Source organism: Shinella zoogloeoides (genome assembly GCF_020883495.1).
Taxonomy (GTDB): Bacteria; Pseudomonadota; Alphaproteobacteria; order Rhizobiales; family Rhizobiaceae; genus Shinella; species Shinella zoogloeoides.
The window spans coordinates 2,607,077-2,627,840 of the sequence record NZ_CP086610.1 but is presented as its reverse complement, the minus strand read 5'-3'; the positions used below and the strand labels follow the sequence as shown (position 1 = coordinate 2,627,840).

General features: G+C 63.8%; 17 protein-coding genes. 12 read left to right on the top strand and 5 right to left on the bottom strand.

From position 1 onward, the window contains the following. Positions 1–94: 94 nt before the first annotated feature. The 6 genes from K8M09_RS13100 (at position 95) to K8M09_RS13075 (ending at position 6,135) form a co-directional block, all read left to right on the top strand. Positions 95–1,333, top strand: coding sequence for an extracellular solute-binding protein (locus tag K8M09_RS13100; RefSeq protein WP_160786397.1), 1,239 nt, complete (start codon positions 95–97; stop codon positions 1,331–1,333). A 68-nt stretch (positions 1,334–1,401) separates the two neighbouring features. Then, complete coding sequence (locus K8M09_RS13095; protein ID WP_160786396.1) at positions 1,402–2,286, top strand: carbohydrate ABC transporter permease; 885 nt, start codon at positions 1,402–1,404, stop codon at positions 2,284–2,286. After that, positions 2,286–3,131, top strand: coding sequence for a carbohydrate ABC transporter permease (locus K8M09_RS13090; protein WP_160786395.1), 846 nt, complete (start codon positions 2,286–2,288; stop codon positions 3,129–3,131). Before K8M09_RS13095 ends, K8M09_RS13090 begins: the two co-directional genes overlap by 1 nt. Next, positions 3,128–4,150, top strand: a complete 1,023-nt coding sequence (locus tag K8M09_RS13085; protein WP_380735099.1) for an SIS domain-containing protein — start codon at positions 3,128–3,130, stop codon at positions 4,148–4,150. The genes K8M09_RS13090 and K8M09_RS13085 overlap by 4 nt, the downstream gene beginning before the upstream one ends. Then, positions 4,151–5,074: a PfkB family carbohydrate kinase gene (locus K8M09_RS13080; protein WP_160786394.1), complete on the top strand. Its 924-nt coding sequence runs from the start codon at positions 4,151–4,153 to the stop codon at positions 5,072–5,074. It abuts the gene before it with no gap. Beyond that, positions 5,071–6,135, top strand: coding sequence for an ABC transporter ATP-binding protein (locus K8M09_RS13075; protein WP_160786393.1), 1,065 nt, complete (start codon positions 5,071–5,073; stop codon positions 6,133–6,135). Before K8M09_RS13080 ends, K8M09_RS13075 begins: the two co-directional genes overlap by 4 nt. A gap of 433 nt (positions 6,136–6,568) precedes the next feature. On the opposite strand, the gene dhaL (K8M09_RS13070) is transcribed toward K8M09_RS13075, so the two are convergent. The 4 genes from dhaL (K8M09_RS13070) to K8M09_RS13055 form a co-directional block, all read right to left on the bottom strand. After that, entirely contained in the window at positions 6,569–7,207 is a 639-nt protein-coding gene (dhaL, locus tag K8M09_RS13070) for a dihydroxyacetone kinase subunit DhaL (RefSeq protein ID WP_160786392.1), read from the bottom strand. A gap of 28 nt (positions 7,208–7,235) precedes the next feature. Beyond that, entirely contained in the window at positions 7,236–9,353 is a 2,118-nt protein-coding gene (locus tag K8M09_RS13065) for a bifunctional sugar-binding transcriptional regulator/dihydroxyacetone kinase subunit DhaK (RefSeq protein ID WP_160786391.1), read from the bottom strand. Between the two features lie 136 nt (positions 9,354–9,489). After that, positions 9,490–10,131 (bottom strand): dihydroxyacetone kinase subunit DhaL, encoded by a 642-nt coding sequence (gene dhaL / locus K8M09_RS13060; RefSeq protein ID WP_160786390.1) that lies wholly within the window; start codon positions 10,129–10,131, stop codon positions 9,490–9,492. Between the two features lie 13 nt (positions 10,132–10,144). Continuing rightward, the gene (locus tag K8M09_RS13055) at positions 10,145–11,137 is read right to left on the bottom strand and encodes a dihydroxyacetone kinase subunit DhaK (RefSeq protein WP_160786389.1); all 993 of its coding nucleotides are present in this window, start codon (positions 11,135–11,137) and stop codon (positions 10,145–10,147) included. Positions 11,138–11,696: 559 nt separating this feature from the next. On the opposite strand from K8M09_RS13055, the gene K8M09_RS13050 reads away from it, so the two are divergent. From K8M09_RS13050 to K8M09_RS13030, 5 genes are all read left to right on the top strand, one after another. Further along, positions 11,697–12,683, top strand: a complete 987-nt coding sequence (locus K8M09_RS13050) for an ABC transporter permease (RefSeq protein WP_160786388.1) — start codon at positions 11,697–11,699, stop codon at positions 12,681–12,683. A gap of 120 nt (positions 12,684–12,803) precedes the next feature. Then, a complete protein-coding gene (locus K8M09_RS13045; protein ID WP_160786387.1) occupies positions 12,804–13,802 on the top strand; it encodes an autoinducer 2 ABC transporter substrate-binding protein in 999 nt (332 codons plus the stop codon). Positions 13,803–13,886: 84 nt separating this feature from the next. After that, positions 13,887–15,455, top strand: a complete 1,569-nt coding sequence (locus K8M09_RS13040; RefSeq protein WP_160786386.1) for a sugar ABC transporter ATP-binding protein — start codon at positions 13,887–13,889, stop codon at positions 15,453–15,455. Beyond that, complete coding sequence (locus K8M09_RS13035) at positions 15,455–16,486, top strand: ABC transporter permease (RefSeq protein WP_160786385.1); 1,032 nt, start codon at positions 15,455–15,457, stop codon at positions 16,484–16,486. The genes K8M09_RS13040 and K8M09_RS13035 overlap by 1 nt, the downstream gene beginning before the upstream one ends. Before the next feature lie 25 nt (positions 16,487–16,511). Beyond that, the gene (locus K8M09_RS13030) at positions 16,512–17,459 is read left to right on the top strand and encodes a carbohydrate kinase family protein (RefSeq protein ID WP_160786384.1); all 948 of its coding nucleotides are present in this window, start codon (positions 16,512–16,514) and stop codon (positions 17,457–17,459) included. Between the two features lie 32 nt (positions 17,460–17,491). Here the strand turns inward: K8M09_RS13030 and K8M09_RS13025 are convergent, their stop codons facing one another. Beyond that, on the bottom strand, positions 17,492–18,472 hold the full coding sequence (locus K8M09_RS13025) for a sugar-binding transcriptional regulator (protein ID WP_160786383.1): 981 nt from the start codon (positions 18,470–18,472) through the stop codon (positions 17,492–17,494). Positions 18,473–18,658: 186 nt separating this feature from the next. On the opposite strand from K8M09_RS13025, the gene K8M09_RS13020 reads away from it, so the two are divergent. Continuing rightward, the gene (locus tag K8M09_RS13020; RefSeq protein ID WP_160786382.1) at positions 18,659–20,710 is read left to right on the top strand and encodes a bifunctional aldolase/short-chain dehydrogenase; all 2,052 of its coding nucleotides are present in this window, start codon (positions 18,659–18,661) and stop codon (positions 20,708–20,710) included. The last annotated feature ends 54 nt before the right edge of the window (positions 20,711–20,764 follow it).

Sequence of the window (20,764 nt, the reverse complement as noted above, 5' to 3'; positions counted from 1 at the left end):
AGATATTTGACTTAATAAGGAACCAAAGAGTTCCGGGGAATGAACGGACGTCCATGGGGACGGTCCGGGATCACGACGCAAACTGGAGGACGACATGTTGAAATCGATAAAGAAGACCCTGATCGGGGCGACGCTGATCGCCGCCGTCTCCGCGCCGCACGCCTTCGCGGAAACGACGCTCAACGCGCTCTTCATGGCGCAGGCCGCCTATAGCGAGGCGGATGTGCGCGCCATGACCGACGCCTTCACCAAGGCGAACCCGGATATCAAGGTAAACCTCGAATTCGTGCCCTATGAGGGCCTGCACGACAAGACGGTGCTGGCGCAGGGTTCCGGCGGCGGCTACGACGTCGTGCTGTTCGACGTGATCTGGCCGGCCGAATATGCGGCCAACAACGTCCTCGTCGACGTCTCTTCGCGCGTCACCGACGATATGAAGAAGGGCGTGCTGCCCGGCGCATGGACCACGGTGAATTATGACGGCAAGTCCTATGGCATGCCGTGGATTCTCGACACCAAGTACCTGTTCTACAACAAGGAAATCCTCGAAAAGGCCGGCATCAAGACGCCGCCGAAGACCTGGGCCGAACTCAACGATCAGGCCAAGATCATCAAGGACAAGGGCCTGCTCGCAACGCCTATCGCCTGGAGCTGGTCGCAGGCCGAGGCCGCGATCTGCGACTACACCACGCTGGTCAGCGCCTATGGCGGCGAATTCCTGAAAGACGGCAAGCCGGCCTTCACCGAAGGCGGCGGTCTCGACGCGCTGAAATACATGGTGGACAGCTACAAGTCCGGTGTCACCAACCCGAACTCCAAGGAATTCCTTGAAGAAGACGTGCGCAACGTCTTCCAGAACGGCGAGGCGGCCTTCGCGCTGAACTGGACCTACATGTACAACATGGCCAATGCCGGCAAGGACAGCAAGGTCGCCGGCAAGGTGGGCGTCGTGCCTGCGCCGGGGGTGGAAGGCAAGAGCGAGGTTTCCGCCGTCAACGGCTCGATGGGCCTCGGCGTCACCTCGACCAGCAAGCATCCCGACGAGGCGTGGAAATACATCGTCCACATGACCTCGCAGGAAACGCAGAACGCCTATGCGAAGCTCAGCCTGCCGATCTGGGCGTCTTCCTATGAGGACCCGGCCGTCACCGCCGGCCAGGAAGAGCTGATCGCCGCCGCCAAGCTCGGTCTTGCCGCCATGTATCCGCGCCCCACGACGCCGAAGTATCAGGAACTCTCCACGGCGCTCCAGCAGGCCATTCAGGAAGCCCTGCTCGATCAGGCATCGCCGGAAGACGCATTGAAGTCCGCCGCCGACAATAGCGGCCTCTGATATCCTGACTTGCGGGCGGCTTCGGTCGCCCGCACACTCTCCTTCCCGAAAACAGACAAGAGGACGCTATGTCCAGCACCTGGATGACCACCCGGGCATGGCTACTCATGCTGCCGCTTCTGGTGATCATGGTCGCCGTCATCGGCTGGCCGATGGTCGATACCGTGCGGCTCTCCTTCACCGATGCCAAGCTGGTGGGCCTCGGCGGCAATTTCGTCGGCTTCGACAATTACGCGAAGATGCTGGCGAGCAGCAATTTCCTGCGGGCGCTCTACGCCACCACTTGGTTCGCCGTCGCCTCGGTAACGGCGGAAATGGTGCTCGGCGTGCTTGCCGCCCTGCTTTTGAACCAGCAGTTCCACGGCCGCACGGTGCTGCGCGCGCTGCTCATCCTGCCCTGGGCGCTGCCGACGGTGGTCAACGCGACCCTGTGGCGTCTCATTTATAACCCGGAATACGGCGCGCTGAATTCGGCGCTGACGCAGATCGGCCTGCTCGACGCCTACCGGTCCTGGCTCGGCGAGCCGGCCACCGCCATGACGGCGCTGATTGTCGCCGACTGCTGGAAGAATTTTCCGCTCGTCGCCCTCATCGCGCTCGCTGCGCTGCAGGCGGTGCCGCGCGATATCACCGCCGCCTCGCTGGTCGATGGCGCGGGTCCCTTCGCCCGCTTCCGCTTCGTCATCCTGCCTTATCTTGCCGGGCCGCTGATGGTGGCGCTGGTGCTGCGCACCATCGAGGCCTTCAAGGTGTTCGACATCATCTGGGTCATGACGCGCGGCGGGCCGGCCAATTCCACGCGCACCCTCTCCATCCTCGTCTATCAGGAGGCGTTCTCCTTCCAGCGCGCCGGCTCCGGGGCCTCGCTCGCCCTCGTCGTCACGCTCATCGTGACGGTGCTGGCGATCGGCTACGGCATGCTGGTGCGCCGCGCCGCAGGGAGTGCCGCCTGATGGAACGCCGCAGCCTCCTTGCCTCGATCCTCATACACGCCGCCGCGCTCCTGCTCGCCGCCGTCATCCTCGCGCCGATCCTCTGGCTCTTCGTGATGAGCATCTCGCCGGCCGCCGACCTCGTGGCGCGGCCGCTGCGCTGGTGGCCGAGCACGGTGGATTTCTCCCGCTATGCGATGCTGCTCTCGACGGTGCCCAACAGCGCCGGGGCCACCTTCGTCGCCTCGCTGGTCAACAGCATCCTTGTGGCCGGCATGGCGACGCTCGCGGCCATCGCGCTTGCCATTCCCGCCGGCTGGGCGGTGTCGCGCACGCCCTCGGTCGGCTGGTCGCTGTCGCTGGTCATCGCCACCTACATGCTGCCGCCGGTCGCGCTCGCCGTGCCGCTCTATATGCTGCTCGCCGCGCTCGGCCTGCTCAATTCCGTCTTCGGCCTCGCGCTCGTCTATCTGAGCATCCTCGCGCCCTTCACGACATGGCTGATGAAGTCCGGCTTCGACGGCATCCCGCGCGAGATCGAGCAGGCCGCGATGATCGACGGGGCAAGCCTTTTCGCGACGCTGCGCATCGTCACCCTGCCGCTCGCCATGCCCATCGTCGCGACCTCGGCGCTCTTCGCCTTCCTGCTCGGCTGGGACGAATTCTTCTATGCGCTGCTCTTCACCTCCGACCAGCGCGCGCGCACGCTCACCGTCGCCATCGCCGATCTCGCGGGCGGACGCGTCTCCGACTACGGGCTGATCGCCACGGCCGGCGTGCTTGCCGCGCTGCCGCCGGTGCTGGTCGGCCTTCTCATGCAACGGGCCCTGATCTCGGGCCTCACCAGCGGCGGTGTGAAAGGATGACCATGACAACGAACGCGACACGCCCGGCCGGGCTTCAGGCCATCGACCGGGAAATGGCCCGCCAGCACGCCGATGCACTGGCCTCCTTCCGCAGCAATGCGGCCATGGCGGCAAGGGCCGCCGCCAGCCTGAAGCGCACGGGGAGGCTCATCCTCCTCGGCATGGGCGGCTCGCACGCCGTCGGCCGCGCCGTCGAGCCGCTCTACCGCGCCCTCGGCATCGATGCCGTCGCCCTGCCGCTCTCCGAACAGCTCGGTGCGCCGCTCTCGCTCGATGGCCGCACCGTCTTCATCACCTCGCAATCCGGCGAAAGCGCCGAGGTCCTGCGCTGGTTCGAGGAAACCGGCGGCAATGCCGAAACCTTCGGCTTCACGCTGGAGGGCGGCTCTTTCCTTGCCCGCACCGCCCCCTGCCTCGTCGGCCACGGCGGCACCGAACAGGCCTTTGCCGCAACGCGCAGCCTGACGGTAAGCTTCGCCCTTCATCTCGCGATCCTCGGCGCGCTGGGCGAGGATGTTGCCTCCGCCGTTGCCGCGCTGGAAAACCTCAGTGAGCCGTCCATCGAGGCGGCGCTCGCCGCGCTTTCGACTGTCCGCTCTGTGGTGACGTCCGGCCGTCGCCTGCAGGGCCTCGCCGAAGCCATAGCGCTCGGCTTTACGGAGCTTTCGCGCGTGCCGTGCTTCTCGCTGGAAGGCGGGCAGCTTCGCCACGGGCCGATGGAGATGCTGTCGCCGGAGGTGGGCATCGTGCTCTTCCGCAGCGACGATGCGACGGCCGACCTCGTGACGGCCATGGCTGTCTCCGTGGTGGAAGCCGGCGCGAAACTGGTCGTCTTCGACGCCTCCGGCCGCCCGCCCGTCGAAGGCGCGGCGACCATCGTCTTCCCGCCATCGACGGGCCTTGCCGCCGTCTTCTCCATGCTGCCGACCGCGCAGCGCCTGATGATCGCCTTCGCCGCCGCCCGCGTCCCTGATGCCGGAACGCCGGTGCGTTCGACCAAGATTACCCGGAGCGAATGAGTGAGACCGCTTGCCGTCATCGGAAACGTCAATGTCGACCTGATCATGGGCCCGGCCGCGCCCTGGCCGCAGCCCGGCACCGAGATCATCGTCGACCATGACGAATTGCGCGTCGGCGGTTCCGCCGGCAATGCGGCGCTCGCCTGGATGGCGCTCGGCACGCCCTTCGAGATCGCCGCCAGCATCGGCAGCGACCGTTTTGGCGCGTGGCTTGCCGAAAGTTTTGGCGAGCGCGCCCGGCGCTGGCCGGTGCATGGCGACAGCACGACCCTTTCCGTCGGCATCACCCATCCCGATGGCGAGCGCACCTTCTTCACCACGCGCGGCCACCTGCCGCTCTTCAGTCTGGAGGACGTCTTCGCCGTGCTTGACGGCCCGCGCCTTCAGGGCGGCATCGCGCTCCTCTGCGGCTCCTTCCTCACCGATGGGCTGGTGGCGGAATATGACGGCTTCTTCGACTGGGCGGAACGGCACGGCATTGCCGTCGCACTCGACACCGGCTGGCCGCTGCACGGCTGGACGGAGGAGAACCGGGCGGCGGCGAAGGGCTGGCTGTCGCGCTGCCGTATAGCCCTGTTCAACGAGGTCGAAACAACGAACCTTGCCGGCGTCCCGGACCCTGAAGAGGCCGGCCGCCTCCTGCGGCAGGACATGCCCAAAGAGGCCATCGTCGTCGTGAAATGCGGGCCGAAGGGCGCGATCGCCATCGATGCGGACGGCGCATTTTGCCGGGCCGAGGCTCCATCCGTCGCGGTCGTCGACACCATCGGCGCGGGCGACGTCTTCAACGCCGCCTTCCTCGCCGCCTATGCCGAGGGCAGGGGGCTTGCGGCCAGCCTTGCCGCCGGCACGGCCGTCGCTTCCCTCGCCATCTCCACCCATCCGAGACGCTACGCCCCCATCCCGCAGGAAATCCCGGCATGAGCACGCTGACCATCGAAGCCATCCGCAAGAACTACGGCGCCGTCGAGACCCTGAAGGGCATCGACATCGCGCTGGAAAGCGGCGAATTCCTCGTGCTGCTCGGCGCGTCGGGCTGCGGCAAGTCCACCCTGCTCAACATCATCGCCGGCCTCGGCGAGCCGACGAGCGGCGATATCCGCATCGACGGGCGCTCCATCGTCGGCGTGCATCCCAAGGACCGGGATATCGCCATGGTCTTCCAGTCCTACGCGCTCTATCCCAACCTCACGGTCCACCGGAACATCGGTTTCGGCCTCGAAATGCGCAAGGTCGACAAGGCCGAGCGCGACCGCGCCGTGCGCGAGACGGCGAAGCTCCTGCAGATCGAGAACCTGTTAGAGCGCAAGCCCGGCCAGCTTTCCGGCGGCCAGCGCCAGCGCGTCGCCATCGGCCGGGCGCTGGTGCGCAATCCGAAAATCTTCCTCTTCGACGAGCCGCTGTCCAACCTCGACGCCAAGCTGCGCATGGAAATGCGCACCGAGTTGAAGCGCCTGCACCAGATGACGAGGACGACCGTCGTCTATGTCACGCACGACCAGATCGAGGCGATGACGCTCGCCACCCGCATCGCCGTCATGCGCGGCGGCCGCATCGAGCAGCTCGACACGCCGGAAAACATCTACAATCGGCCGGCGACGCTCTATGTCGCGACCTTCGTCGGCGCGCCGCCGATGAACCTTCTGGCGGCGCGCGTGGAGGCCGGCAAGGCCGTCATCGAGGGAACCGGCATCGCGCTCGCCGTGCCGGGACTGGAAACCATGGCCGAGGGGCTGAAGCTCGTCCTCGGTATCCGCCCCGAAGCGCTCGGCCCGTCGGGCGATGGTGTGCCTCTCGACGCGCGCTGCGAGGTGGCGGAACTGACGGGGCCGGAACTGGTCGTCACGGCGTCGGTCGGCGGCCAGCGCCTCGTCGCGGCCCTGCCGGCGGCGGCCGGCATCAAGGCGGGCGAGGAGATTTCCCTTCGCGTCCAGCCCTCCGCCATCCATGTCTTCGATGCGGAAACGGAGCAGCGCCTGAACTGAAAACGGGACTTCCGGTTGGTTGGAATACCTATTCAGCTTCGGAGTGGATCTTGGGTTTTGGAGGGAGCCAGGCGCGGTCTGTTCTTTCGCTCAGACGAAATCCGGGCTGCATTGGAGCCGCATCTGCCAAAGAGCCAACCGCCCCCGGGTGGATGACCGGCGTGCCATCAGTGGCAGATCAAGGCGTTGAGCATCTCCGCAACCGGGTAGCCTCGCTCGGGAATTTGACGCACCGTGTCGCGCTTGAACTCGTCGCCGAAACTACGCCCGCTCATAAGGGCCTTCTATCTCAAAACTTGAAAGCAGGGCATTTACAACTCTGGTTTATTCAAACGACTGGCTGTGAAATATCTACAACTAGTTGAAAATATTTATCTTTTTTCGGGAGAGGTCGCGGCCGAAAGGCTAGATTCATCGGCCAGGAAGCATTCCGTTAGAACTGAAGGCTTGCGATCGTTTTGATCAGCAGAGCCGCGGATGCTGCGCCGGGGTCGGGGTGGCCGAGCGAGCGTTCGCGCAGGCGGGCGGCGCGGCCCTTGGTTGCGATCATTGTGGCGGTCGCCGCAGCGCCATTTTCGGCGGCGGTCTCCACGGCCTTCCAGAAATCCTGCTTCGAAAGATTGTGGGCCACTGCCGCTGTTGCGGCCTCGGCGGCCGGTAGCCAGACGTCGAGCATGGTCTTGTCGCCGCGTTGCGCCTTGCCGCGCTCGCGTATGCCTTCGGCGATTGCGGTCAGCATGTCGCGGCAGGCGGCAAGGTCGAGCCGGTCGCGGCCCGTAAGCACCCGCGCTGCACGGCGGAAGCCCGTTGCGTAAAGCGGGCCGGTGGAGGCGCCGACCGCGTCGAGGAAGCCGCTGGCGGCCGTCGACATCACGTCGGAAAGGCTTGCCTCGTCAAGATCGAGTCCGGCCAAGGCCGATGTCACTGCCTTGAAGCCGATCGACATGGTAATGCCGTGGTCTCCGTCGCCGACGGCGCCGTCGAGTTCGGAAAGATGGTCCTTTTCCGCTTCGATCACCTCGGACATCCGTTCGAACATCCGGGCGAGAGTGCGTGCCGCAGTTTCCGACATGTCTTTCTCCCCTTTGGCGCCGGCCGCCTCAGCCTTTTGCCGCTCCGTTCACGTCAGACGCACCGATGGTCAGGATTGCCGTCCGGCACGGATGGTGCAGCAGTTCGGTCAACTGGCGCTCGAGATGCAGAATCGAAATGGAAGCGCCCACCATATCGAGCGATGTGCAGTAGTGCCCCACCCAGCTCGCCTCGATTGCGATATTCTTGGCAGCAAGCCGCTGCTCCACTCTTCGATAGAGGATGTAGAGCTCCATCAGCGGCGTTGCGCCGAAGGAGTTGACCAAGACCGCCACCCTGTCGCCGGGCTCGGCCTTCATCTCCTTGAAGATGTTGTCCATGACCGTGTCGACGATCTCGTCGGCGGTGCGTACGCGCTCGCGTAGCACGCCGGGCTCGCCATGGATCCCCATGCCGAATTCCATGTCGTCGGGACCGATCTCGAAGTTATGCCGCCGCGTTTGAGGCATGGAGCAGGATTCGAGCGCGACGCCGACGGTATAGGTGCGGTCGTTCGCCTTGCGCGTAACGGCCTCGCACTCATCGAGCGTCATGCCCATGTCGCAGGCCGCGCCTGCCACCTTGAAGACGAAGAAATTGCCGGCAACGCCGCGACGCCCCTCCTTGTCCTCGACGGGTGAGGAGGCGATGTCGTCCGTCGTCAGCACGGTGCGGATCGGGATGCCCTGTTCCTCGGCCAGCTCGGCGGCCATTTCGAAATTCATCACGTCGCCGGCATAGTTGCCGTAGACAAAGAGCACGCCTGCGCCTCCCGACGCGGCCAAGGCGCATTTGACAATCGGGTCCGGTGGCGGAGAGGAGAAGATGTTGCCAAGCGCTACTGCATCCGCAAGCCCCTTGCCGACATAGCCGACGAAGCAGGGTTCGTGCCCCGTGCCGCCGCCGATGACGAGGCCGACCTTGCCGGGGCGTGGGCCGTCGCGTGCGACGAGCGCGCGGCGCGAAGCGCCGATCGGCTGGAGATAGGGCCTGTGCGCGGCGATCAGGCCGTCCAGCATCTCCTCGACCACGTCGTTGGGGTTGTTGAGGAACTTTTTGACATGGGTGCGGTAGCTCTTGGCGACCGGCATACTTCTCTGGCGCTGTGAGGGCTTGCCGTCGAGGCTGGTGACGCCATCGGCGCGCAGAATACCGGCGCCCGTCGCCGCATCCGTCACCAGGATATTGGCATAGCCGCCGCGCAGCGCCGCAAGCAGGGCCGGGACCTTGTCGAAGCCGCCGGCCACGGCGACGCGCGTGCCGATGCCGCGCAGCATTTCGAGCGAGATGCCGATGGTGCGGTCGTCGAGGGGGCCGGCGACGGGACGGCCCCGCTCATCGATGAAGCGGCCGGCGAGGACGCCGGCGGCGCCCTTGGCGAGATAGTGCTGCAGCGGCACGGATTCGAAGAAGCCGCTGGTATGGATCGTCGAATTGGGGCGCAGCGACGAGATGCCGAAGACGATGCGGTTGGCGCGGGCGAGCGTGTCGAACTGTTCGCGGATCAACGGTTCGGCCAGCAGCATGTCGTGCATCTGGGCGGAGGCGACGATGGCGGGTGCGGTGATGTTGACGCAGCGCGCGGAAATCGCCCGGGCGACGGCGGCGGCTGTCAACTCCGGCGTATAGGCGAAGCTCGCGGTGGTGCCGCCGGTTGCCTGCACGACGGTGACGTCCTGTAACGCGCCCATTTCGAGGTGCTCGCCGACGGAGAGGATCGTGCGCCCCCAGGCCACGGCGAGCGTGTCGCCGGACTTGATGATCCTGGACAGCGCCTGTGCGCCGGCGGCCCCCAGGCGACCGATCAGCGGGCGGGAATCGTCGCTGTTCGGCACGACGAGACAGTCGGCGAGGCCGAAATGGCGCTTGAGTTCCTGCGCGATGGTGAGCGAGGCGAGGCGGGCGGGTTCGATCGAGACGTTGACGATGCCCTTCTCGCGGGCGTCGGCGAGATAGCTGTTGACGGTGGCGCGAGAGACGCCCATCGCCTCGGCGATCTCGCCCTGCGTCATGCCGTCTTCATAATAGAGCCAGCAGGCCCAGACATAGGGATCGTCGCCGTAGCGCAGCGGGATCATGTCGATACCTTCCGGCCCGTTGCCCCGGCCAGGGCCGCCCTTGCGCGGTGCGGAAGTCTTCGATGCCATCGGTCTCGCCGGTCCTCCATCAGGCGGCGACCATGAAAGCAACGCCGCCGGTTTGCAACATGCCTTGGCAAAAAAGCGGTGCGCGACCTCTCACGAAGGACAGGCCGCGCATCCTGGGAGGAACTTTTACGCCGTCTCAGGCAAGTCGGGCGCGCGCGCCGTCGGACAATTCCTTGAGGATGATGGCGCAGGAGGTGGCCCCCGCATCGAGCACGCCGAGCGAGCGTTCGCCAAGGCGGCTGGCACGGCCGATTTTCGCCACGAGATTTATGGTCGAGTCGCGGCCGGTTTCCGCCGCTGCGGTGAGGGCTTCCAGTGCATCGCCGAAGGGCTTTTCCGTCGCCGTGGCCGTGTCGAAGGCCTCCACAGCGGGAACGAGCGTGTCGAGCAGCGTCTTGTCGCCCACCTTGGCCGAACCGATCGATTGGATGCCCGCCAGGCCGGCATGCAGCATCCTGCTGTAGGCTGGCGCGTCGATCTTCTCGACGCCTTCGATGGTTTCGGCGAATTCCGTGAACATGACGCCGTAGAGCGGCCCCATCGAGCCGCCGATCTCCGTCATCAGCACGGTGCCGAGCGTGTCGAGGGACTGGGCGAGCGAGGCGTTCTTGCCTTTCAGGCGCTCGGCGGCCATGGCGAAACCCTTCGCCATGTTCACACCATGGTCGCCGTCGCCGATCTTGCCGTCGATTTCGCTGAGATAGGCGCGGTTCTCGACGATCCGCTCGGCCATCGACAGCACGATGGCGCCAGAGGAAGCATTGTCGAAAGTCTGCATGTGTCTTCCTCCGTTACAGAATGATCGTGCAACGCGTCTCGACCTCGAGCAGCGTCTTCAGTTCGTCGTCGAGCGCCATGACAGTCAACGTGGCGCCGACCATTTCCAGCGAAGTGAAATAGTTGCCGATCCAGGTCTTGCGGATTTTCAGGCCACGGGCCGAAATCTCGCTCTCGATCGTGTCGTTGAGGATGTAGAGTTCGTTGAGCGGCGTCGCGCCCAGGCCCGAGACGAGCACGGCGACCTCGGCGCCCTCGGGCAGGTTGTGATCGTCGAGCACGATCTTCACCATGTCCCTGGCGACCTCTTCGGCCGTCTTCAGCTTTTCGACGCGCACGCCTGGCTCGCCGTGATGGCCGATGCCGACCTCCATCGTTCCCGGCTCGATCTGGAAATTCGGATGGCCGACGGCCGGCAGCGTGCAGGGACCGAGGCCGACGCCGATCGAACGGCAATTGTCTATCGCCTTCTGCGCGGTGGCGCGGACTTCTTCGAGGCTTGCGCCGGTTGCCGCCTTGGCGCCGCCCATCTTCCACATGAAGATCTCGCCGGCGACGCCGCGGCGCTTTTCGCGCTCCTGCGGCGGGGCGGAGCAGACGTCGTCATTGGCGACCACGGTCGCGACCTCGATCCCGTCCTTGGCAGCGAGCTTCGTGGCCATCTTCACGTTCATGTTGTCGCCGGCATAGTTGCCATAGAGCACGACGACGCCCTTGCCGCCATTGGCCTCGCGGATGGCGTCGTGGAAGCTTTTCGCGGTCGGAGAGGAGAAGAGTTCGCCGATGGCGACGGCATCCAGCATGTTCTTGCCGGTGTAGCCGATGAAGGCCGGTTCATGGCCGGAGCCGCCGCCAGTCACCACGCCGACCTTGCCGGCAAAGGGGGCATCCTTGGCGACGACGACGCGCGGGTTTTCCGCAAGGCGTACAATGTCGGCATGCGCCTTGACGAAGCCTTTGACGGTATCCTCCACCACCAGATCAGGATCGTTGATGAAACGCTGCATGGGAACTCCTTGAATTTTGCGAGCCAGTGAAACTCGAATATCTGCGACCCTTGAACGCGCGCCCGATGGCGCGGCGCATTCTCTTTTCATGCCCGCCACCGGTGAATTCCGTGATGGACGCCCGCCGGGCGTCGCCGGACGGGTTGGCATGGTGTGGTGCGGCTAGCGCGCCGAAACGGCCGTGTGGGATTGTCCTCGATCGACATGGCGACCTGTGTCCTCCGTTGGCGCCTGGCGAAACTTTCTGATTTCAGGTTTACAAATAACATAAAGTGTTAGACAAATGTCAACATTAGAATGTGACATATGATGGAATTGAGTTGTCATATGTAATTGTCGACGTTTTGTGGTGAGAAAGGCATGAGGGGCGCCTTCTTCCGGAAAGGCTTGTTTTCCAGCCTTTCTGGATGGTCTCGGAGGATATTCGGTGGCGGTGTTGTCGGCTCTATTGACAAGCGCTAACAGTCTCTGACAAATGTCATATCGTGGTGGCCGCCCAAGCACGAGGAACGCCCTGGTGGTGTTGCAAGTCGGGCGGGACGGTCATGGAGGAGGATCGATGGTGAATTTGCGACTGGATCGGCAGACACTTTTTCTGGCAGCCATCAATGGTCTTGCCCTGATTGCGGGTGCCATCCTGGCCGGGCGCGGCTTCCTCGACAGCTATAATCTGCAGTCGATGGCGGCGCAGGTTCCCGAACTTGGCCTTCTTGCGCTTGGTGTAATGCTGGCAATGATCTCCGGAAACGGTGGTATCGATCTCTCCGGCATCGCGCTTGCCAATCTTGCCGGGATCGTGGCGTTCGGTGTCGCCAAGACGCTTGTGCCGGTGGCCGACGACCCGCTGCTCTTTTCCTGGACTTTCGCCGGGCTTGCGCTTGTGATCGGGCTTGCCGGTGGTTTTCTCAATGGCTTGATAATCGCGTATGCGCGCCTGACCCCGCTTATCGCCACGCTGGGTACGCAGCTTCTGTTCACGGGGCTTGCAATCTATCTCACCAACGGCTCGGCCGTCGGCATGGGCTATATCGAGCCGCTCGATGACTTCGGCAATTTGCCAGTCTTTGGTGTCCCGCTTTGTTTCGCGCTGTTTCTGGTCGTTGCTGCGGCCCTTGCCTTCAGCCTCGCCTATACTCGTTTCGGCGTGCAGCTCATGCTGCTCGGCAGCAATGCGAAAGCGGCGCGCTATGGCGGCATCAATGAGCGGCGCATGCTGCTCGCCACCTACACGATCTGCGGCGTGCTGGCTTCGGTCGCCGGCATCATTATCGCTGCGCGCACGTCGTCGGTGAAATGGGACTACGGCAGCTCCTATGTATTGATCGCCATCCTGATCGCTGTTCTCGGCGGCGTGAGGCCCGAAGGCGGTCACGGCAAGGTCATTTGCGTGCTGCTGGCGTCGACCGCCCTGCAAATTCTCTCCAGCCTGTTCAACTTCATGAACATCTCGAACTTTTTCCGGGATCTGGCCTGGGGGTTGCTGCTGCTCATGCTTCTCGCATCGGCACGCATCAATCTCGGCATCTGGCTCAAGCCGGGACGCTAGCCGGTTCCCGATGGCGACCGCTCCCAAGGGCGATCGCGATACCAAATCCCACAACCGCATCTGCTATCGGCGAGACGGGGAGGGGAGACGTTAATTTGCTCAATTAAACGGAGGAGACGTATGAGCATGATTTCGAAACTCGCAGCGGGCACCGTTCTGGCAGGCCTCATGGCAATCGGCGCGGCGCATGCTGAAGACAAGCCGTCCATCGTGACGGTGGTGAAGGTGACCGGTGAAAACTGGTTCATCCGCATGAACGAGGGCGTCGATGCCTATGGCAAGGACAATGCGGGCGTCGATGCCAGCCAGATCGGCCCGGCGAAGGCCGACGCCGCACAGCAGACCCGCATTATCGAGGACCTGGTCGCCAAGAACGTTTCGGCGATCGCCGTCGTTCCGATGGATCCGTCGGCGCTTGAAGGCGTTCTGCGCCGTGCCTCCCAGCGCGGCATCAAGGTCATCACCCATGAAGGCGACAGCCTCGTGAACACCGACGTCGACATCGAGGCCTTCGACAACAAGGCTTTCGGCGCGCGCATCAATGAAAAGCTTGCCGAATGCATGGGCAAATCCGGCAAGTGGTCGAGCTTCGTCGGCTCGCTCGGCAGCCTCACGCACAACCAGTGGGTCGATGCCGGCGCGGAGAATGCCAAGCAGTACCCGGACATGGAGCTGGTTGCCGAGAAGAACGAATCCTTCAACGACGCCAATCGCGCCTATGAAAAGGCGAAGGAAATCCTGCGCAAGTATCCGGACATCAAGGGCTTCCAGGGTTCGTCCGCCATCGACGTCATCGGCATCGGCCGTGCCGTCGAGGAAGCCGGCCTGCAGGACAAGACCTGCGTCTACGGTCTCGGCCTGCCGAAGGACACCGGTCCGTATCTCGAAACCGGTGCTGTCGATCAGATCTTCTTCTGGGATCCGAAGGATGCCGGCTATGTCATGAACAAGGTCGCCGACCTGGTTCTGAAGGGCGAGGAAATCAAGGACGGCATGGATCTCGGCGTGGCCGGCTACAACAAGATGACGGTCACCAAGGGCCCCGGCAAGGGCATCATCATCCAGGGCCAGGCCTGGGTTGATGCCGATAAGTCCAACTACAAGAACTATCCGTTCTAAGATCGTCTGCGGGCGCGGCGGCCTGTGTGCCGGCGCGCCCGTCTGTCCACGCCTTCCAGTGTCAAAGCCGTTCAGGATTTCTCGATGAATGCCGTCACGCCATCAGCACCGGCCGAAAAACCGCCCTTCCTCGAGATCAGGAACGTCAGGAAGTCCTTTGGCGGCGTACGCGCCCTCAAGGAGGTCAGCCTGATCATCGAAGCCGGCAAGATCTACCACCTGATGGGAGAGAACGGCTGCGGCAAGAGCACGCTGATCAAGATTCTTTCGGGAGCGCAGACAGCCGACGAGGGGGAGGTCCTGATAGACGGCCAGCCGACCGGCGTGGTTGCCGGGGATCTCGGCGCCATTGGCGCTCTGGGCGCGGGCATCGAGACGGTCTATCAGGACCTCTCCCTGTTGCCCAATCTCTCCGTCGCCGAAAACGTCGCCTTTACGGAGCAGCTTGTGGCGTCCTCGGGACGCCTTGCGCGGCGCCTTGATCTCGTGGCGCTGCACGCTACGGCGCGCCGGGCGCTCGCGGAGGTTCATCTGCCGACGGACCGGGGCTTCCTGACCCGTCGCACGGATACGCTTCCGCTTGCCACCCGCCAGCTTGTCGCCATCGCGCGCGCCATCGCGTCCGATGCGCGGCTCGTCATCATGGATGAGCCGACGACCTCGCTTACCCGGCAGGAAGTCGAGAACCTGATCAAGGTCGTCGCGCGCCTTCAGGAGCGTGGCGTCGCCGTGCTCTTCGTCACGCACAAGCTTGACGAGTGCAAGCAGATCGGCGGGCGGGCCGTCATCATGCGCGATGGCGTGAAGGTGACGGAGCTCGACGTCGCCACGCACAGCAAGGCCGAGTTCAGCCATTGGATGACGGGACGCGAAATCAGTGAAACGCGTTACCGCACGAATCCGAAACCGGGTGATGTGCTGCTTAAGGTCGAGGGGCTTTCCAAGGGCGGGGTCTTCAAGGATGTGAGCTTCGATGTTCGCCGCGGCGAAATTCTCGGTATTACGGGCCTGCTCGATTCCGGCCGGAACGAGCTCGCACTCGCTCTGGCGGGGGTCTCCCCCGCCTCCCATGGTACAATCCGGCTGGACGGCAAGGCGATTGCGCCGCAGTCGGCGGCCGATGCGATCGGTCACGGCATCGGTTATGTGCCGGAAGACCGGCTGACCGAAGGTCTGTTCCTGGAAAAGCCGATACAGGACAACATCACCCTCCCGATCCTGGGCCGTCTGAAGAATGCCTTCGGCATCATCAGCGCCAGCAGGGCGCGACGCACCGCCGAGGAAAGCGTACGCGACCTTCAGATCGTCGCGCCGGATGTCTCCGCGCCGGTCCAGTCCCTTTCCGGCGGTAACCAGCAGCGCGTTCTCATCGGCCGCTGGCTGACGATCAATCCGCGGCTTCTGATCTTGCACGGCCCGACGGTCGGTGTGGATGTTGGATCGAAGGATACCATCTTCCGCATCATCCAGCGGCTCGCCGATGGTGGCATGTCGGTCATCATCATCAGCGACGACCTGCCCGAATTGTTGCAGAACTGCGACCGCATCCTCATCATGCGTCAAGGCCGGATCATCTCCGATGACAGCGCCGTGTCCCTCAGCGAGGACAGCATCTACCGCGCCATGGCCGGACATACGAAGGAAAACATCTGATGAGCGACGCGATTTCCGTATCCGGTGCGAGCGATCAGCAGCGGGGCCTCGGTCGGCGGCTGTGGGATATTCTGGGTGCGCGCCCGGAATTGTTCACGCTCCTGCTCGTGGTGGCGACGTGCCTCGTCGTCATCATCGCCAACCCCGATTTCCTGCAGATGAGCAATCTGGTGGACATCCTGCGGGCCTCCGTCGTGCGCGGGTTGTTTGCAATGGGCGTCCTCGTGGTTCTCGCAGCCGGCGGCATCGATGTTTCCTTCACCGCCATTGCCGCGTTCGTCATGTATGCGCTGACGATGCTCGTCATTAATGTTGTGCCGGATATGCCGCTCGTGGCCATCCTCGTCATCGCGGCTGCCGGCGGCGCCGCGCTCGGCGCGGTGAATGGCCTTCTGGTGCACAAGCTCAGCGCACCCTCGCTCATCGTGACGATCGGCACGCAATATGTCTATCGCAGCTTCCTGCTGACATTCGTCGGCACCGCGCTATTCATGAACATTCCAGCCGCGATGGACGGCCTGGGCAAGGCGTCGCTTTACACACATATCTCGCCGAGCGGCGTCGCCTCGGCGCTGCCGGCAACGGTGCTGGTTTTGGCTGTCGCCGCGTTCGTGACGTGGTTCATCCTCGAGCGGACCTTGATGGGCCGTGCCATCTTCGCGGCAGGCGGCAACCCGCAGATCGCTGAGCGGCTTGGCATCAAGCTATTCACCGTGCGCGTCTTTGTCTTCGCCTATGCGGGGCTGCTCGCCGGTATCGCCGGCGTCGTCCATGTGGCGAGCAACCGGCTGGCAAACCCTTTCGATCTTGCGGGTATGGAGCTGGAGATCATCGCAGCCGTCGTGCTCGGCGGCGCGCGTATTACGGGGGGATCCGGCTCGGTGATCGGGACGCTTCTCGGCGTGCTCCTCATCACTCTTGTCAGCAACGTTCTGATCTTCGTTGGAATTCCCAGCACGTTGCAGCTCTTTATCGTCGGCCTGTTCATCCTGATCGCCGGCACCATCTTCACGCTGCGCAACCGCGGGTGAACGCATTCAAAAATGGGAGGGTTTCGTGGCTCATGATGTTTCTGTCGTCGGGCTTTACATTCTGGACGTGCTCGGCCGGCCGGTCGATGCGATACCGGAGGGCGGCAATGTCGAGTTCATCGACGAGATCCGTCTGACGGTTGCCGGCACGGCAGGGGGAACCGTCGTCGACCTGGCAAAGCTCGGGCTCAGTTGCCTGGCGGTCGGCGCCGTCGGCGACGACGAAAAAGCTGATTTTGTTCTGGCCACCTTACAGCGTTTCGGCGTCGACACCGCGCAGATGCAACGCCTCAAGGGGGTGGCGACCTCGGCGACCATCTTGAATATCCGCCGCAACGGCGATCGTCCCGCACTCCATGCGCGTGGAGCCTCCGACCATTTCGACGTTCCCGCCGACCACCTCGACGCGGTGCTTGCAGCCCCCATCGTACATCTCGGTGGCACGGGTCTTCTGGCGAAACTCGACGGCGAGCCGAGCCGCAAGCTGCTGGCCGCCGCCAAGGAGCGGGGCCGCATCACGACTTTCGATCTGCTGGGCGCCAATGACGGTACGCTCGGCCTCATCGAGCCGCTGTTCCCGTATATCGATTACTTCATGCCCTCCATCGAGGAGGCCAAGCAGATTTCCGGTGCCGGCGATGTCGAAAGTGCAGGGCGGTTCTTTCTTGACCGCGGCGTGAAGCACTGCGTCTTCACGCTCGGGGAGGACGGCGTCTGCTTCATGGATGCCTCGGGCTCGGTCGTGCGCGAGCGGGCTTTCGAAATCCAGGTGGTCGACACGACCGGATGCGGCGACGCGTTCGATGCCGGCTATATCACGGCGCTTCATCACAAGATGGACCTGACCACCGCACTGAATTTCGCGCAGGCGAGCGCGGCCCTTGTGGCCACCGGCCTGGGGTCGGACGCGGGCATTCGCTCGTTCGAGGAAACGCTGGCCTTCATGAACAGCGCGCCGCGCAAGGCTGCCTGATAAAGGAGCATGGGGCGGCGCTTGTCGCCGCCCTAGCCCTGAAGCAGTTGTTCGGCAGTCGCCATGTCGGTGACGAGATGCGTGGCGTAGCCGCCCTTGAGCACGGCGCGGATGGCATCCGTCTTGTTGGCGCCGCCGGCCACGCACAGCCGTCTCGGCAGCCTGCGCAGTTCGTTCAGCTCGATACCGATGACCCGGCTGTCGAAGTCGCGGACGATCTGCCGGCCCGCACTGTCGAGGAACCGGCAGATGAGCACGGCGACCGCGCCCTCTGCGGCATATTCGTCGATCTCGGCATTGTCGGTAACATCGGCGATGCGCATCGTGCTGTCAGGCCCGAGCGCGCCGACGCCGAAGACGATCAGATCGGCCTGGCTGATCCTGTCGAACTGGCGGCGCAGCACCGGTTCGGCCATCAGCGCATCCCGCAGTCCTGCCGAGCTCAATACAGCCGGCGCGACCATGTTGACGCTGACGGCCCCAAGATTGCGCGCCATGATGGCGGTGCAGAATTCAGCGGAGAACGCCTTGTTGCCGGTCGAGGCGCCGGTCACCTGCACCACGCTCAGCCCATCGAGCGGACGCGGCAGGTCCAGTGCTTCAGCAATGGCGAGAACCGTCTGTCCCCAGGAAACGCAGATCGTATCGCCGGGCTTCGTCATGCGCTCGATCAGGCGGGCGCCGCCTGCGCCGAGCGCCTTGAGCAGCGCGGCCTGATTGTCGTCGTTCTGGCCCGGAAGCACCATGACCTGCTCCAGGCCGTATTTCTCCGCGAGCCTGCGGGAAATGTCCGTGCGGGTGGCGATTTCCGCATTCATCAGGATGCGGACGATCCCGCGTTTGCGTGCATCCTGGAGGTAATTGACGATGGTCGCGCGCGAGACGCCGAGAAGCTTCGCGATCTCGTTCTGGGTGAGCTGATCCTCGTAGTAGAGCCATGTCGCCCACACGACTGCGTCTTCGAATTCCGCCGGAGTTGGTTGCGCAGTCGGCGCGAGGTCGTCCCGTTTCATGAAGCGTTTCCAGTGAAGTCTCCGCGATTGACTGACACGAATTGCGGCTTCGATCAACCATGCGACGTAACGTATTGACTAATGTCAGTATATAATGGCAATTGTAATTCGAGTGTGATTTGGGGATGGCGCGGTTGCGGCCTTGCCCCGCGATAGGGCGCGCATGCCATGCGCAAAGGAGTTCTTATGCAGTCGAAATGGTCGCAAGCGGAGTTTGACGCGGTGGTTGGCGCCTATGAGCAGGCAGGTGTGAACCGTGATGTTGCAATCCGCACCTACACGACGCGCCTGCTCGGCTCAGTGCCGCAACTGGTGCTGCACGGTGGCGGCAATACGTCTGTGAAGACGACGCTGATCGACCATGATGGTACGCCGGTCGAGGCACTTTGCGTCAAGGGTAGCGGGTGGGACATGGGCAAGATCGAGCCCGCCGGCCTTCCCGCGCTTCGCCTTGCGCCGCTGAAGGCGATGGTCGAATACGAGACGCTGAGCGATGACGACATGGTTATGCTCCAGCGCCGCCTTCTGCTCGATCCCGCTGCGCCGAATCCGTCGGTAGAGGCGATCCTTCACGCCATCCTGCCGTTCAAGCATGTCGACCACACACACGCCAATGCGATCGTCGCCCTGACCAACCAGCCGAACGGCGAGGCGATTATCCGGGAACTGTTCCCGGAAATGATCGTCGTGCCCTATGTGATGCCGGGCTTCGACCTTTCGAAAGCCTGCCTCGACGCGTTTTCCAGGCGGCCCGACGCACCGGGTATGATTCTGTTGAAGCACGGTATCTTCACATGGTCCGATGATCCGCGCGAAGCCTACGAGAACATGATTGCCGCCATAGACCGGGCAGAAAAACGCATTGCCGAGGGTGAGGCCTCGCCGTTTGGCCGCTTCGTTGCGAAGGCGGAGCCGCTAGCATCCGTTGCCGCGATCGCGCCGATCCTGCGCGGTGCGCTTGCCTTGCCGGGGCAGGAAGAGGGACGCTTCCGCCGCTTCATCATCGAGCACCGCGTCAATGACCGTATCCTGGACTTCTGCGGCGCTCCCAATGTCGCCGATCTCGTGCGGCGCGGGAATGCGACGCCCGAGCATGTCATCCACATCAAACGCTTCGGCATCGCGCTTCCGGCGCCGCTGGAGCAGGACCTTGCGGCTTGGAGCGAAAAGGTGGCCGATGCGGTGGCCTCTTATGTCTCCGACTACAAAGCCTATTTCGAACGTAACAATCTCCGCTGCGGCGGCGAGAAGACGATGCTCGATCCGATGCCGCGGGTCTTCTATATCGAGGGTGTCGGCCTGTTTGCCGCCGGCCCGACCCAGAAGGCGGCGCGCATATGCGCCGACGTCGCCGAAGCCACCATCGAGGTTATCCGCGGCGCGGAGGGTATCGATACGTTCGAGGCACTCTCCGAAGAGGACCTCTTCGATATCGAATATTGGTCGCTGGAGCAGGTGAAGCTCACCAAACAGATCGAGAAGCCGCTGACGCGTCAGGTCGCTGTCGTTACCGGCGGTGCCGGTGGCCTCGGTCTCGCGGTCGCGGAAGTCCTTCGGGCGCAGGGGGCCGAAGTCGTCCTGGTCGATGTCGACGTCAAGCGTGCAGAGGACGAAGCCAGGCGTCTCGGCGGACTTGCCGTTTCCTGTGATCTGACGGACGAGAAAGCGGCGGCCAGCGCGATCGCCAAGGTTGCCGAGACCTATGGCGGTATTGATATTCTGGTTTCCAATGCCGGGGCGGCATTCCAGGGCGCGCTCCTCGACGTCGAGGATAACATGTTCAAGGCTGCGTTCGAGCTCAATTTCTGGAGCCATCATTATATTGCCCGCGAAGCCGTCAAGGTGATGCGCAAGCAGAAGACCGGCGGTTCGATCATCTTCAATGTCAGCAAGCAGGCCGTTAATCCGGGGGCAGACTTTGGCCCTTACGGCACCCCCAAGGCGGCCCTGATGGCGCTGATGCGCCAGTATGCACTGGAGCATGCCGCGGACGGGATCACGGTCAATGCCGTCAATCCCGACCGGATCAGAACGCGGCTTATGACCGATGCCATGGTCGAGGAGCGCGCGCGGGCGCGCGGCGTCACCCCCGAGGCCTATATGCGTGGCAACCTGCTTCGGCGCGAAGTCACCGCGGTCGACGTCGCCAATGCGGTCCTTCATCTTACCACGGCGCGCGCTTCCACCGGTGCCGTCATCACGGTCGACGGCGGCAATGTGTCCGCGATGATGCGGTAAGTCCCTGAAAGGTCAAGCAGGCCTGTCAGAGCGGGGGGCGGTATGCCGATTCCA

Bases quoted from the DNA above. Each gene is read 5' to 3' on its own strand.
- K8M09_RS13100 (WP_160786397.1), top strand. From the start codon at position 95: ATGTTGAAATCGATAAAGAAGACCCTGATCGGGGCGACGCTGATCGCC.
- K8M09_RS13095 (WP_160786396.1), top strand. From the start codon at position 1,402: ATGTCCAGCACCTGGATGACCACCCGGGCATGGCTACTCATGCTGCCG.
- K8M09_RS13090 (WP_160786395.1), top strand. From the start codon at position 2,286: ATGGAACGCCGCAGCCTCCTTGCCTCGATCCTCATACACGCCGCCGCG.
- K8M09_RS13085 (WP_380735099.1), top strand. From the start codon at position 3,128: ATGACCATGACAACGAACGCGACACGCCCGGCCGGGCTTCAGGCCATC.
- K8M09_RS13075 (WP_160786393.1), top strand. From the start codon at position 5,071: ATGAGCACGCTGACCATCGAAGCCATCCGCAAGAACTACGGCGCCGTC.
- dhaL (WP_160786392.1), bottom strand. From the start codon at position 7,207: ATGTCGGAAACTGCGGCACGCACTCTCGCCCGGATGTTCGAACGGATG.
- K8M09_RS13065 (WP_160786391.1), bottom strand. From the start codon at position 9,353: ATGGCATCGAAGACTTCCGCACCGCGCAAGGGCGGCCCTGGCCGGGGC.
- dhaL (WP_160786390.1), bottom strand. From the start codon at position 10,131: ATGCAGACTTTCGACAATGCTTCCTCTGGCGCCATCGTGCTGTCGATG.
- K8M09_RS13055 (WP_160786389.1), bottom strand. From the start codon at position 11,137: ATGCAGCGTTTCATCAACGATCCTGATCTGGTGGTGGAGGATACCGTC.
- K8M09_RS13050 (WP_160786388.1), top strand. From the start codon at position 11,697: ATGGTGAATTTGCGACTGGATCGGCAGACACTTTTTCTGGCAGCCATC.
- K8M09_RS13045 (WP_160786387.1), top strand. From the start codon at position 12,804: ATGAGCATGATTTCGAAACTCGCAGCGGGCACCGTTCTGGCAGGCCTC.
- K8M09_RS13040 (WP_160786386.1), top strand. From the start codon at position 13,887: ATGAATGCCGTCACGCCATCAGCACCGGCCGAAAAACCGCCCTTCCTC.
- K8M09_RS13035 (WP_160786385.1), top strand. From the start codon at position 15,455: ATGAGCGACGCGATTTCCGTATCCGGTGCGAGCGATCAGCAGCGGGGC.
- K8M09_RS13025 (WP_160786383.1), bottom strand. From the start codon at position 18,472: ATGAAACGGGACGACCTCGCGCCGACTGCGCAACCAACTCCGGCGGAA.
- K8M09_RS13020 (WP_160786382.1), top strand. From the start codon at position 18,659: ATGCAGTCGAAATGGTCGCAAGCGGAGTTTGACGCGGTGGTTGGCGCC.